This is a genomic window from Paenibacillus sp. FSL W7-1332 (assembly GCF_037969785.1).
In the GTDB taxonomy this organism is placed as follows: Bacteria; Bacillota; Bacilli; order Paenibacillales; family Paenibacillaceae; genus Paenibacillus_AQ.
Genome location: NZ_CP150209.1, coordinates 5,406,051 through 5,419,588, shown reverse-complemented (window position 1 = coordinate 5,419,588; position 13,538 = coordinate 5,406,051). Strand labels below are relative to the sequence as shown.

Sequence of the window (13,538 nt, the reverse complement as noted above, 5' to 3'; positions counted from 1 at the left end):
ACGATGGCTGACTCATTAGATATCGTAACGCAAAGCAAGAGCCGGATGCAGTGGTGGAAGGATGCCAAATTCGGCATGTTCATCCACTGGGGGGTATATTCGCTGCTCGGCAAAGGGGAGTGGGTCATGTATGCCAACAAAATTCCGGTAAAGAAATATGAAAAACTCGCCAAGGAATTTAATCCGACGCAGTTTGATGCCAAGGCTTGGGTCAATTGCGCCAAAAGGGCAGGCATGAAATATATCGTCATCACAGCCAAACATCACGATGGCTTCGCCATGTATCATTCACGGACGGACCCGTTCAATATCGTGGATGCTTCTCCATTCGGCCGGGATCCGTTGAAGGAATTATCCGAGGCTTGTAGGGAGGAAGGAATCCGGCTCTGCTTCTACTATTCCCATGTCATAGATTGGCATCACCCGCATGCGCTTCACGATACGTTTAACAATCTATGGGACTATGAGCTGGAGAAGAAGGCGTTCTTTCGTTACTGGAACCATAAAGCGAAGGGACAAGTACGTGAGCTGCTGACGGAATATGGTCCGGTCGGGCTGCTCTGGTTCGACACATCCGGGGGATTGTCGAAGAAGGAGAGCGAAGCGATGGTAAACATGATCCGCGAGCTTCAGCCCGATTGCCTGATTAACAGCAGGGTAAGCCATTGGCCTGATTTCGGTGACTACCAATCCAAGGGTGACAACGAAATCCCGATGCAAGGCGAGGAAACGCGGGAATGGGAGACGCCGATGACCTTAAATCAATCGTGGGGGTACAGCACCAAGGATCAAGTGTGGAAATCCACGGATGCTCTGATCCGAAAGTTGGTGCATATCGTAAGCAAGGGAGGGAACCTGCTGCTCAATGTCGGCCCTACGGAAACAGGCATCATTCCGGAAAAATCCGCTCTACGCCTGGAGGAAGTCGGCGAATGGCTTGCGCGAAATGGAGAGGCGGTCTACGGCACAAGCGCAAGCCCGTTCCCTTATGAGCTGGAATGGGGAGCGGTTACGGTAAAAGGGAATACGCTCTTCCTACATGTGTACGATCGCTATTGGCCTGCGGAAGAATTGGTATTGAACGGTGTAAGAAATACGGTTGAAAAAGCTTATCTGCTCACGGACTCCAGCACATGTCTTCCTGTGGACCAGAGCTATCGGCCGGAAACGGACCATCACGAGATGCGGATCCGCTTGCCTGAACTTCCGCCAGAAGACCATGTGTCGGTTATTGTTTTGGAACTCAAGGGCAGGATCGATGTAGATCAGGGGTTTATCCAACAGGCGAACGGCGCTGTTAAGTTGGATCTTGTACTGTCGGAAATAACGACAGGCAACGGGTTGAACGAGGCCCGGTGGACCTTCAAGGCAGCGTCGTCCGGCATATATGAAGTCAACCTCGTCAATTTCAAAAAATCCGATGCCGTTTGGGAACAGGAATATGATCATGAAGTCACCGTACGGGCAGCTGGACAGACGATTGCGTGTATTCCCCGAGAGGATAAGGTCGTCAGCGACTCCATTTCTTGTCAGCATCCGTACACCGAGATTCATTCATCGATCGGGCGGATCGTAATAGAGAATCCGGGCACGTATGCGTTGACCTTATCGAGCAAGCTTGCGAAGCCGAAACCTTTTGGACCGGAAATTTGGCAGGCGGCTGCCGTGAAGCTTCGTTCCGTGCGATTAGTTCAGGTGCTTTAAATACCCCGCTCGCTGTACCCAAAATGTAAACATTCCTTATAACGGTGCGCTTCTCTCTTGGGTGACCGAATTGATTAAAGGGTTTGCTAGTCCGTTCGGCGAAGGATTCAAGAAATAGGTTTCCATACATTTTCTTGGAGGAATGCGACATGATCTCGATACCCGGCCTTCTTCCCGGCAAGCGAAAGAGCAGCCGGGGACGCGTCTTGAAAACCATGATCGTTTCGTATATGTTCATCCTTTTGTTGCCTATGACCGTGGGGCTTTTTCTATATGGACGGGTGGAAAACGTGATGGAAAACAATGCGGAACGATCAAATTCGGCGATGCTGGAGCAGCTGCGGCTTTCCGTGGACAGCAAGCTTAAAGAAGTGGATATTTTGGCTAAGCAAATCATGTTTAACTCTAAACTAACTTATTTGCTGAATCTTGATCGGCATGATCAAGGAGGGGCGTACCGCCAGGTAGAATTCGTTCGCGATTACTTAAATCGCTATCAATCTTTTGTAAGCGGATTCGTGAGAGACTACTATGTTCATCTGCAGGCCGGAGACGTCATCCTGAAGCCTGGATTGCGGACGGATGCCAGAACCTTTTACGAGAAGTATTACCGGTTTGAGCATATGGACTTTGAAACATGGAAGCGGACGATGCTTGACAGCTACCACAACAAGGCATTCCTGCCCTCCGATGTGCTGCTGCAGAACCCGAACCAAGGAAATGGCAACCCGGCGGATGTGATTACCTATGCGCAATCCCTTCCGCTTCATGACGTGTCCAATATCCGCGGAACGCTGGTCATTATGATCGATGGACAGCAGCTTCAAGAGATGTTCCGCCAAATCGAGTCCGCCAACGACAGCGAGATTTATATCCTCGATAAGGACCGGGGCGTGATTGCAAGCTCATCGGACTCGGAGCTGTCCACGCAGGTGACGGAAAGACTGGCCGGTCCATCGGGATTGTTCAAGACAGCATTGAATGGCACGGACAGCATGGTAACCTTTACGGAATCCAAGGAGGCCGGCTGGCAATATGTATCCGTCATGCCGATGGGCAGTGTCATGGAACGAGTAGCACAACTGAAGAGAATGGCGCTGACGGTGTTTGTTGCATCGCTTGTCGCAGGAGCGGCCGTTGCTTGTTGGTTTGCATACCGACAATACAGTCCCGTCAAACGGGTGGTGGATGCCATTCTTCAAGGAAAGCCGATTCAGGATAAGCCGGCCGCGAACGAATATGACTTCATATTGCAAACGATCGAAGGCTCGCTCGTTGAGCAGCGGCATCTGAGGGAGCGCCTGTTCAGGCAGACGCCCGTCATCCGCGCTGATTTTCTGTCAAGGCTCATTCGGGGATACATCGATCCGGATCATGCGGGGGATCAAGGGGGTCCGACATTAGCGACCATGGGCATCCGCTTCGAGTCCGACAAGTTTGCCGTAATCATTGTTCAAGCCGTGGATATTACAAGGCTGTCGCCGGAGCCATCCGAGCAAGGTTGGACGCAAATTCGGTTTATTATCTCGAATATCGGCACGGAAATCGCAAATTCGGGTCACCAGGGATTCGCCGTCGATATGGAACGCGACCGGGTAGCGATCCTGGTTAATTTTCATCCGGTTGAGGAGGCGGAAGCCGAGCTCTTCCTTCATGAGATTGCAGAGCGATTGCTCCGGGTACTGGAGGACCGTTTCCATATTTCCGTGACGATTGCCGTCAGCAGCGTACACACAGGAAACGGAACGATCGGCAGCGCTTATCTCGAAGCCATGGCCGCCCTGGATTACCGTATGTTCAGCGGAAGAAATTCGATCATTCACTTCGGGCATGTGCGCGACATCAAGCATCATTATTACTATCCGATCGAATTCGAGACGCAGCTTGTCAACCATGTGAGAGGCGGCGATACGGAAAATGTCGCTAAGCTGCTGGACAATATTTATACGATGAATTTTAAATCGGCGGGGATGACCCCGGAACTGGGAAGATGCTTGTTCTTTAATATCATCAGCACCTTTCTGAAAATACTGAACTTGACGAACACGGATCATGAAAGCCTGCTGGGCCCGAGCTTTGATCCCGTAAAGCACATATTCGGTTGTTCCACAAGTGATGAAATGCAAGCCGAGACCAAGCGGTTATATGACAAACTGACCTGTCTCTTTCATACGGAGCATAGCGATCACAGCATCCAGCTGCAGCAGGATATGATGGCATTCATCGACAGGAATTTAACCGATTATAATTTAGGACTTGGCATGATTGCCGATCATTTCGGCATGACGCCGCAGTATATCTCGAGTTTCTTCAAAAAGATGAATCGATGCAATATCACCGACTATATTACACGCGCGAGGATTGAGAAGGCGAAGACATTGATGGAGCAATCGGAACTGACCAATGCGCAGCTGGCCCAACTGGTCGGCTATACCAATGATGTTGTGTTCATCCGGGCATTCAAGAAATTGGAGGGGGTCACCCCTGGCAAATATCGGGTGAGCGCAAGCGGGCAGTAACGCTTAAACGAGGAGAGGAGTGGCCAATTAGCCATGGAAGCGATCCGGGGACCTTTAAAATACGGCGAGGCAACGATATGGACGCGGCAAAGGACCGAAGCCGCCATCGAATTCGTGCTGGATAAGATCGATGAGAAATTAGACACATTTTCGGACCATTTTCCATCTCCTGCAAGCCGCAATCATATTTATGAGCCAATCAGCAATACGGAATGGACCTCGTCCTTCTGGACCGGAATGCTGTGGCTTGCTTATGAGGTCACGGGGAAAACGAAGTACCGGTCGATAGCGGAGCTTCAGCTCCACAGCTATAAGGAGCGCGTGGAGCAGCGCATCGCCACCGAGACGCATGATCTGGGATTTTTGTATTCCCTGTCCTGCGTTGCCGCTTATAAGCTGACCGGGAATGAAAAAGCGAGACGGATTGCCTTGGCCGCAGCAGACCTGCTGATGGAGCGGTATTTCGAGAAAGCCGGGATCATTCAGGCTTGGGGCAAGCTAGACAGGCCGTCACAGCGCGGCCGAATGATCATCGACTGCTGCATGAATTTGCCTTTGCTCTATTGGGCGACGGAGGAAACCCGCAAACCGGAGTATCGGCGCGCCGCCATAAGCCATGCACAGCAATCCGCTCGCTATTTGATTCGCGAGGATTCCTCAACATACCACACGTATTATATGGATGTTGAGAGCGGAGAACCAAGGTTTGGGCAAACGTCCCAAGGATATGCGGATGATTCGTGCTGGTCCCGCGGTCAGGCCTGGGCTATTTACGGTATGCCGCTCAGCTATGCCTACACGAAGGAAGAAACACGGCTGCATGATGCCGAGCGAGTCACGAATTACTATTTGAATCGGCTGCCAGAGGATGATGTGTGCTATTGGGATTTGATATTCACCGAAGGGCGGGAAGAGAGGGACAGCTCGGCAGCCGCCATATCGGTATGCGGAATGCTGGAGCTGGCCAAGCATGTACCGCTCTCGCACCCGCAGCGCCGTACATACGAGAACGCGGCACTGCGCATCCTGGCGTCTTTAAGCGATGGATATACGACGGCAACGCTCCCTGAATCCAACGGCATTCTGCAGCATGCGGTCTACGGAAAGCCGCTTGGCAACGGCATCGACGAATGCTGCATTTGGGGGGACTATTTCTATTTCGAGGCGTTGGTGAGGGTCTTTAAAGATTGGGATATGTACTGGTGAATGACGTGAGGCCATATTCAAAAGACAGTTACACAGGCAGAACGAATTGCAGACGATTTTTTGCGAGATGCTGCTCAGATTTGTAAAAATAAAAACGAGAAAAAAGCACCCGATTCCTTCAGGTGCTTTTTGGCGTGCCACCGCTTCGATGACGGTTTCTATCCAAACTTATAACAGCAGCTTTTCGGCATGGATTATTCCAGGCTTTTGCTCAATTTGACAATCTGGTCCCAGCCCTCGTCGATGCTGATTTTACCGAACATGATCGACTGCGTGATGTTGTCGTATTCCTTCGTGAAGTTGGCCCAGCCGCCCTTATTCCCGGGGCCGGGGTCAAACGCGACGCCGTCCTTGGACACCTCGTTGATTAGTCCCAGGGAGCTTTTATCGACGTCCGTAAATTTGGGCTGGAGGGCATCGGCTACGGTTTTGTTGACAGGAATCCCCCGCGAAGTGCCCAAAATTTCTCCGGCTTCCTCGCTGTTGACAAACCAGTCGATGAACTTCTTTGCTTCCTCTTTATATTGGCTGTTGGGGCTGACGCTCCAGTACATGGACGCTTTCAGCCAGCCGCCCGCCTGCGTTCCCCTTGGCTGGGTCGTTAACGCCATCACGCCGGGCTTTAACGCATCCGTTCCGCCGAATTCCGCAGCATGCGCACCCCGCAGCAGAATCTTTTCCTGGATAAGCAGGTCCATTTGTGCGTCCTGTGCTTTATCCGATACGGTTACGTCAGGAGGTGTCACGAGGTTGTCCTTGCGCAGCTCCGCCCACTTGTTCATCCAATCCTTCCAGGTAGCCTCGTCATAATGGAATTTTCCGTCCTTGCTCATGGAGAATCCTTTGCCCATGCTCAGCTGATACGACATGTAGAACGCGCCGTCCGCGGTGAGATCCCGCGTGAGGTACTGGTCCTTGGCCAGCTTCGGCTTCAGGTCACGCGCCATGGCGAAAAATTCGTCCCATGTCTTCGGCGGCTGAACGCCGAGGCTGTCCATCATCGTCTTGTTGTACACCATGCCCCAGGCGTTGTTGCCGAGCGGCATCGCGTACAGTTTGCCTTGGTAGGTACCTGTCTCGAGCAGCGCCTTATCGATATGGTCCGCCGGAATGGAGGAGAGATCCTCCAGCCGTCCGCTGGACGCCCAATCGTTGAACCAGGCGGCATCCATTTGGAAAATATCCGGCGTGTTTTTTCCGGCAGACTGGGTCGACAGCTTGTCTTGATACCCGTCGAAAGACTGATACTCCGGTTCGAACGTGATGCCCGGGTTCTTTTCAGAGTACAAATCAAGCGCTTTCAAAGTTGCGTCATGCCGTGCCTGCGAGCCCCACCACATGATTCGGAGCGTGATGGATTTGCCGTCTCCCGACTCCGCGGATCCGGCTTCTTCCTTCTTGATCCCGCTGCAAGCGGAGAGAACCAGGGACAGTGACAGCACGGCCGCAGCGCCGGCGGCGAGACGGTGCCATGAATTTCTCATTGGATGAACCTCCTTAAGTAACTGATCTTCTTCTTCCTTTAACGTACCAAGTCCAGGGTCCTTCTCGTAGGGGACAAAACAACAAATCGTTTCAGTATTTTACGATTATCGAAAAAGGGGCGAGATGCACAGGCGCCAAGAATAAAGCGGACCGGCGGTTTAGGCTTTGTGGAACTCGGTTGGACTGCGCCCGGTATGCTTTTTGAACAGGGTGGTGAAGTACGGGACATTCCGGTAACCGACCCGCTCGGCGATTTCGGCGATCAGCAGCTTTTTCTCGAGAACCATGCTCTTGGCTCTTTCCATGCGCACCCTAGTCAGATAATCGCCAAAGGTTTCACCTGTAAACTGGCGGAATAAGGTGCTGAGATAGTTTTTGGAGATATACACCTGGTCGGCCACATCCTGAAGATGGATGTTCTCGGCGTAATGCTCATGAATGTATTGAATGATATAATCGACCGTCTCCTTATGCTTGAGGTTTTCATTTGGTGTGTAACGCGAACAGATTCGTTTCACTTTTTCCGCTACCCAGGCTTTCCACTGCTGGGCATCTTCTATTTGTCCGAGCTCCTTGGTCAAGTCCGTCACAGGCAGCTCATCGTCGAGCCGGATGCCGGACTCGTACAGGGTAAAGGAGAGGATGGCGAACAGCTGCGTACCGATGGCAGTAAGCTCATCGGGCTGGAGCTGAGCCGCGCCGTCGTCCTTGAGGAAGAAGTCGTCCAGCGCCAGCAGCGCCCTGGGCTCGTCAAAGGTCCGCACGGCGTCGGTCATTTCCTGAAAAAAACGCACAGGGCGCACGTTCCGGGGGGCTGTAAGCCGGAAGCCTCCTTCGCTATATACGTAAACACAAGGATGGGCGACATCCGGTTCGTGCCGCTCGGCGAGTGCTTGAAACGCTTCTTCGGTGGAGTCGGAGATGGCAAGCCAGTCGTCCTTGCGAAGACCGGCACCGATATGCAGCTTGACCTTGAGGAATCGATGCACGGACGAAATGATTCGCCCAGCCAGCGCCAGAACTTCCGAGCGGAACGCCTCCGTCGGCCAGGAGAGGGGCTTATACAGCAGCAGTGCCATATGGTGACTGTGCAGCTCCAGGAAATAGCTGCGCAGCCCGTCCTGACAGGCCAGCTCTTCCACCGTATTGCCTACGGCGAAGCGGAATAGGTGCCAGTCCCGGACGGAGATGCCTTCCATGCGTCCCTGGCGCTTGATTTCTAAGGCCAGCATCATGAATTGGGCATTCTTCCAACCGAGCCGCTCCAGCATTCGAGAGGGATCCGTCAGCGGGGAGGAGGTCCCTCCGATGAGGATGGATTTGACCCATTCCCTTTCCAGATACGGCTCATACTCCATGAGTTGGCTTTGAAGCTCCCGCTCTCTGTTTTCCAGCGCACGGCGCTCCGTTAGCTCGCGGGTGACGCGCTGCAGCACCTCGCGGATCGTGGTCGGTGAGGCCGGCTTGGGCAAATAATCGTCGACCTGAAGCCGCAGCGCCTTACGAGCGTAATCAAAATCCGAGTACCCGCTCAAAATGATGATTTTGCCGGCGTACTGCTGCTTACGGAGCTGTTCGATCATGTCGAGACCGTTCATCACCGGCATATAAATATCCGTGATGACGATGTCGGGTTGGCTTGCTTCAATCAGCCGCAGTCCTTCTTCACCATCCATGGCCTCCCCTACGAGCCGAACTCCGAGCTGCTCCCAGGGAATCAGCCGGGACATGCCGCCGAGCACTTGGCGGTCGTCATCCACGATAGCGATGGTCCACATGGTTTCCTCCCCCTTCCTGATCCTGACCCCACTGCTGATTTAGCCTCGGCCAATAGATCTCCGCTTCGGTGCCCGGCGCATCGGTACGGTTTCGAAGCGAAACGCCAAAGGGCGGACCGAAATAAACCTGGATGCGCTCCGTCACGTTGCGAATGCCATATCCGCCCGTCGGATGGCGTTTGCGCGTTTTCCAGTCTTCAAGCAGTCCGATGCCGTCGTCCCGAATCCTAATCCGGATGCCTCGGTCCTCTTCCGCGCAAGTCAGATGGATCCGGCCCTGGCGTTTGCCATGAAAACCGTGCATAACGGCATTTTCCACAAAGGGCTGCAGGGTCAGTTTCGGAATCATCAGCTGCCGCAAATCTTCCGGGCAATCGAAGTGCCATTCCAATCCTTCACCCCACTTGAACTGTTGGATTTTCAGATAGCAATCAACGTGCAGAAGCTCTTCCTGAATCGAAATCATGGATTCGCCGCCCGACAGCCCGATGCGGAACATCTGCCCCATCAGCTCGAGTACGTGGCTGATCTTCTCCTGGCCGGCTTCAAGCGCCATCCAGTTCAGCTGGTCCAGGGTATTGTAGAGAAAATGGGGGTTAATCATCGCTTGAAGCGCCTTGATCTCCGCTTCGCGCTGCGCTTTATAGTGCTGCTCCAGCGACTCATACAGCCTTTCGATCCGCTCTGTGAGCTTGCGGTAGCCGCTGAACAGGCTGCCGAATTCGTTGCGGTATTCCGTCGGCAGCGTCTGCCCGCGTTTCCCGGGATTGAACGCCTGCATTAGCTGAACCAGCTTCCGAATCGGCCGTGTGAAATTTCGGGAAAGGAACAACGTGAAGAACAGGGACAGCAGTATGGCGGCGGCTCCAACCACGGCCATCGTCCACGCGAGGCGGACACTCCCGCTGGTGATTACCTTCCAGGGCGTAAGCTCCACCAGCATCCAGCTGCCCGGGGACGTTCGTGACCACACGGTGAGCATGTCCTTCTCCGGGAGCGAGCCGGCGGCGGCCAGCAGCTGATGCGCATGGCCGGTGTCCCCGCTGACCCGCTCCAGGATGGCGTTGATTTCCCCGGGGGGCGGAGCAATCCGGGTGTGCATGATCATCCGGCCGCCGGAGTCGAGCAGCAGCCGACTGGCCGAGGAGTTGTCTTCCGTCAGAATTTCCTGCAAAAATTTAACCCGAACATTGATGATCAAAATTCCCCGGTTTACGCCATCCAGCGTGGTGATTTTACGGACGAAGCTGATCACCTGCTGCTTTCCCTGCGGCGAACCGACCTCGCGCTGGCCGATCCAGAGAAAATCGGATTTGTCGACGGCCGGATACCAGCTCTCCCCGCTGGCCGAGGCGAGCGGGAGGTATTGAATGTTGGCGTTGGGATCGACCTGAAGCGGATCTTTCATATAAATCTGAAAGGAAAACATGGAGCGCGAGCTGTTCAGCATCGGCGCCAAATAATCCCGGTTCAGCTCGTCCCTGGCTTTCTTGCGTGCATAATAATCTCCTTTCATCGTTACATAGTTGACCAGAGGCGAGTTGATGGACACGGCTAGCGAGGTTTGCTCTACAGCGCTCATCTGGTCGGTAAGCTGCTTGTTGAGCTGCTGCAGCACCGCTTGCTGGTACATGGAGGCGCTGTCCGCCTGCTCATCGGCCGTAAACCGATAGCTGACAATCATCATAATCGTGATGAGAACCGCGATAAAACCGGCAAAGCTGAAGAAAAAAACGTAATCGATACGGAACGTACGAAACGGATTCATGCGTTTTCCCCTCCCCTTAAGAAGCCATGAGGACTCTGCATTCGCGCTGCTGCCTCAATGTCCTTGTTGGCGGAAGCCGGATGCTTGAAATCGTCCGGCTTGGCCGCTGCCTGAAGAAGAGCTGGAAGAACACGGCACAGTATCCGTTTACCGCTCTGAAACCTAACCTTTCAGCCCGGATGTGGCGATCCCTTCCACGAAATGCTTTTGCGCCAGAAAGAAAATGATCACCGGCGGCAGCACGGAGAGCAGGGATACGGCAAGCAGCTGCCCCCACGGAACGGCCGACTGGGAGTCGATGAACATTCTGAGCGCGAGCGGGACAGTATACTTGTCCACGGTATTCAGATAAATCAGCGGCCCAAAGTATTCGTCCCAGCCCCAAATAAACGAGAAAATCGTAACCGTGATGAGCGCCGGCAGCGTCAGCGGCATGATGATGCGCAGATAAATGCCAAACCAGGTGCAGCCGTCGATTTTTGCTGACTCATCGAGCTCCCGCGGAATGCCGCGGATGAATTGGACAATCAGGAAAATAAAGAAGGCTCCGCCCATGGCTGACGGGACGATCAGCGGCAGATAGGTATTGATCCAGTCGAAGGAATGGAACATCGTATACTGCGGGATGAGGGTGACCTGTCCCGGAAGCATCAGGGTCATCAGCAGGATGGAGAACCATAACCCCTTCAGCGGGAAGGTCAGCCTAGCGAAGCCAAAAGCCACCAGGCTGGCTGAAATGACATGAATGATCGTGGTCGCCACATTGAGCTTAAGGCTGTTCATAAAGAAGCGTGTAAATGTATACTTGGGCAATGCCATCCAGCCTTCCGTATAATTTTGCCACAACCATACTTTGGGGAACAGAGTGGGTAGACTGATTTCCGGTGTTGATTTGAAGGAGGCGCCGATCCACCACAGAACGGGATAAAACATCACAAAACAGAATGCAATCATCAGCACATGGACCAGCCAGTTTTGTTTATTATGAGCACCTGTCATTTGCGACCCTCCGTTTCGGTTTCGTAGAAGACCCAGTATTTGGACGCGATAAAATTAAGCGCCGTGACGATGCCGATGATAACGAGCAAGATCCAGGCCAGGGCCGAGGCGTAGCCCATCTGCAGGGATCCAAAGGCTTTATTGTACAGGAACAGGGCAAACATTTCGGTTGAATTAACCGGTCCTCCATTCGTGACAACAAAAGCCGATGTGAACATCTGGAATGCGTTGATGATGCCCATGATCAGATTAAACAGGATGACCGGGGACAACATAGGCAGGGTAATCCGGATGAACTTGCGGAGCGGCGAGGCCCCGTCCACGGAGGCGGCCTCATATAATTCACTAGGGATTTGTTTGAGACCGGCAAGGAAAATAATCATCGATGAACCGAACTGCCAGGCCGTCAACAGCACCAGGGTGCCGAGGGCGGTGGAGGGGGTGCCGATCCAGTTTTTGGGGGCGATCCCGACCAAAATCACGAGCTGATTAATGAAGCCGTTCAGACCGAAAATATTGCGCCACAGCACGGCCACCGCCAAGCTTCCGCCGATCAGAGAGGGCAGGTAAATGATCGTCCGGTAGAAGGATATGCCCCGGATGTTCCGGTTCAGCAGCAGGGCTACAGCCAGCGCCACCAGCAGTTTCAGCGGCACGGAAGCGATCACGTACAGAAATGTCACCTTCAGCGAATTGAAGAAGAGCCGGTCGTGAGCGATATCCTGGTAGTTCTTGAGTCCGATCCAGCGGGCCGGCTCCAGCAGCGAATACTCGGTGAAGGATAAATAGAAGGACTGGATGATGGGCCACAGCTGCAAAATGAGAAAGCCCAGCAGCCAGGGCGCGATGAACAGGTAGCCGGCTAACGGAGCGTTCCAGCGCCCTTTGAACGTCTTGGCAACCGCTTTCATATTCTTGTCCAGCCTGGCCTTGCCCGCCGGCTGTACCGTTTGTGCATTCATGATTAATCACCTCTCGCCTATTGATAGCTCTCATTGTATCCTGATGAAAATAAGGCCTGTAGGCGAAAGATGTACAAATTCTTTCATTATTGAATGATTACGGAGTAAGTTCAGGAGAAAGCATACCCGATTACAAGGTTGCCTAAGGTCAATCCATCTTGGCAGCCTATTAAAGCAAACGGGCAGTTTAGTGGAATATATTATCCATTTATGGGTGGTGAATTCCATGCTAAACTATTTTTTTTGAATGTTTTACGATAGCAGGACAATTAAATGTTTCAGAAAGGAAGTCCCCTTTGCCCAAGCACATGAAGATCTACGCACTAATGCTTATTATTTTCATATTAATAAACGCTGCGATGTACAGACATTTGGAAAACCAATCATCTGTAAAATACAATGACCTCTATTCACTGTATCAGCAGAAGAATGACTCGGCATTTGTCTATTCAGTAAAGCACGCTTCTGAAACGAATCCGTTTGCCGATACTTTGATGGCGATCAGTGAGTCGAAGGAAAATGAAGATCCTGCTAAGATTCGGCAATTGATCGATAGGGCGAAGATCCAAGCGGAAGAAATCGATGAGTTACTGTTAACAATCATCGAATTTAGCGATACCTTCAGAAACAATGCTGTTCCACAGCTTTCAGTTAATAATGCGGCAATGACAACGGATATGCATCAGGATATGTTTTATCTTGCAACTCAGGCAAGGACATGGCCACCGTTATACCATATAAGCTATTTGTATTGGAAGTCTAATCCTAAAACAATAGACGCCAAGACTAGAGAAACCTTGCGCTCATTGGCGACTGAGCTCCGTGCGTTAAACGAAACGATTACGTCGATTAAGGGTGACGCACATCACATGTTTTTCCAAGATCAAATAGAGTCACACAAAGCGGAGATACTACGGCAGTTGAAACCACACCTTAAAAGAATGAAAAAGATCCAGGATGATTTTACAGGACATAATTCTCTCCAAGAGGACTAAGGAAAAAAACCTTGGCGATGTATGCCAGGGTTTTGTATTAGTTTCTACAATTGTTTGGAGATAATCTTGTTTTTTAGCAGATTGGTTAATATTTCTGTCTACATGCATAAAACCAAATAACC

The 13,538-nt window shown here is 52.3% G+C and carries 9 protein-coding genes; 4 read left to right on the top strand and 5 right to left on the bottom strand.

The features are described 5' to 3' along the window. Nucleotides 1-3: 3 nt before the first annotated feature. The 3 genes from MKX98_RS24515 (at nt 4) to MKX98_RS24505 (ending at nt 5,429) form a co-directional block, all read left to right on the top strand. On the top strand, nt 4-1,704 hold the full coding sequence (locus tag MKX98_RS24515; protein WP_339218931.1) for an alpha-L-fucosidase: 1,701 nt from the start codon (nt 4-6) through the stop codon (nt 1,702-1,704). A 149-nt stretch (nt 1,705-1,853) separates the two neighbouring features. After that, nucleotides 1,854-4,223 (top strand): helix-turn-helix domain-containing protein, encoded by a 2,370-nt coding sequence (locus MKX98_RS24510; RefSeq protein ID WP_339218929.1) that lies wholly within the window; start codon nt 1,854-1,856, stop codon nt 4,221-4,223. A 33-nt stretch (nt 4,224-4,256) separates the two neighbouring features. After that, nucleotides 4,257-5,429: a glycoside hydrolase family 88 protein gene (locus MKX98_RS24505; RefSeq protein WP_339218927.1), complete on the top strand. Its 1,173-nt coding sequence runs from the start codon at nt 4,257-4,259 to the stop codon at nt 5,427-5,429. A 194-nt stretch (nt 5,430-5,623) separates the two neighbouring features. Here the strand turns inward: MKX98_RS24505 and MKX98_RS24500 are convergent, their stop codons facing one another. The 5 genes from MKX98_RS24500 to MKX98_RS24480 form a co-directional block, all read right to left on the bottom strand. Continuing rightward, nucleotides 5,624-6,913: a sugar ABC transporter substrate-binding protein gene (locus tag MKX98_RS24500; RefSeq protein ID WP_339218925.1), complete on the bottom strand. Its 1,290-nt coding sequence runs from the start codon at nt 6,911-6,913 to the stop codon at nt 5,624-5,626. Nucleotides 6,914-7,072: 159 nt separating this feature from the next. After that, nucleotides 7,073-8,692, bottom strand: a complete 1,620-nt coding sequence (locus MKX98_RS24495) for a response regulator transcription factor (protein ID WP_339218923.1) — start codon at nt 8,690-8,692, stop codon at nt 7,073-7,075. Beyond that, nucleotides 8,667-10,460 (bottom strand): sensor histidine kinase, encoded by a 1,794-nt coding sequence (locus MKX98_RS24490; RefSeq protein ID WP_339218921.1) that lies wholly within the window; start codon nt 10,458-10,460, stop codon nt 8,667-8,669. The genes MKX98_RS24495 and MKX98_RS24490 overlap by 26 nt, the downstream gene beginning before the upstream one ends. Before the next feature lie 162 nt (nt 10,461-10,622). Next, the gene (locus tag MKX98_RS24485; protein ID WP_194543942.1) at nt 10,623-11,459 is read right to left on the bottom strand and encodes a carbohydrate ABC transporter permease; all 837 of its coding nucleotides are present in this window, start codon (nt 11,457-11,459) and stop codon (nt 10,623-10,625) included. Beyond that, nucleotides 11,456-12,421 carry a sugar ABC transporter permease gene (locus MKX98_RS24480; protein WP_220684310.1) on the bottom strand — a complete coding sequence of 322 codons (966 nt, stop codon included), beginning with the start codon at nt 12,419-12,421 and terminating at the stop codon, nt 11,456-11,458. Before MKX98_RS24480 ends, MKX98_RS24485 begins: the two co-directional genes overlap by 4 nt. A gap of 308 nt (nt 12,422-12,729) precedes the next feature. On the opposite strand from MKX98_RS24480, the gene MKX98_RS24475 reads away from it, so the two are divergent. Next, nucleotides 12,730-13,416 carry a hypothetical protein gene (locus MKX98_RS24475; protein ID WP_339218917.1) on the top strand — a complete coding sequence of 229 codons (687 nt, stop codon included), beginning with the start codon at nt 12,730-12,732 and terminating at the stop codon, nt 13,414-13,416. Nucleotides 13,417-13,538: the final 122 nt, after the last annotated feature.

Bases quoted from the DNA above. Each gene is read 5' to 3' on its own strand.
- MKX98_RS24515 (WP_339218931.1), top strand. From the start codon at position 4: ATGGCTGACTCATTAGATATCGTAACGCAAAGCAAGAGCCGGATGCAG.
- MKX98_RS24510 (WP_339218929.1), top strand. From the start codon at position 1,854: ATGATCTCGATACCCGGCCTTCTTCCCGGCAAGCGAAAGAGCAGCCGG.
- MKX98_RS24505 (WP_339218927.1), top strand. From the start codon at position 4,257: ATGGAAGCGATCCGGGGACCTTTAAAATACGGCGAGGCAACGATATGG.
- MKX98_RS24500 (WP_339218925.1), bottom strand. From the start codon at position 6,913: ATGAGAAATTCATGGCACCGTCTCGCCGCCGGCGCTGCGGCCGTGCTG.
- MKX98_RS24495 (WP_339218923.1), bottom strand. From the start codon at position 8,692: ATGTGGACCATCGCTATCGTGGATGACGACCGCCAAGTGCTCGGCGGC.
- MKX98_RS24490 (WP_339218921.1), bottom strand. From the start codon at position 10,460: ATGAATCCGTTTCGTACGTTCCGTATCGATTACGTTTTTTTCTTCAGC.
- MKX98_RS24485 (WP_194543942.1), bottom strand. From the start codon at position 11,459: ATGACAGGTGCTCATAATAAACAAAACTGGCTGGTCCATGTGCTGATG.
- MKX98_RS24480 (WP_220684310.1), bottom strand. From the start codon at position 12,421: ATGAATGCACAAACGGTACAGCCGGCGGGCAAGGCCAGGCTGGACAAG.
- MKX98_RS24475 (WP_339218917.1), top strand. From the start codon at position 12,730: ATGAAGATCTACGCACTAATGCTTATTATTTTCATATTAATAAACGCT.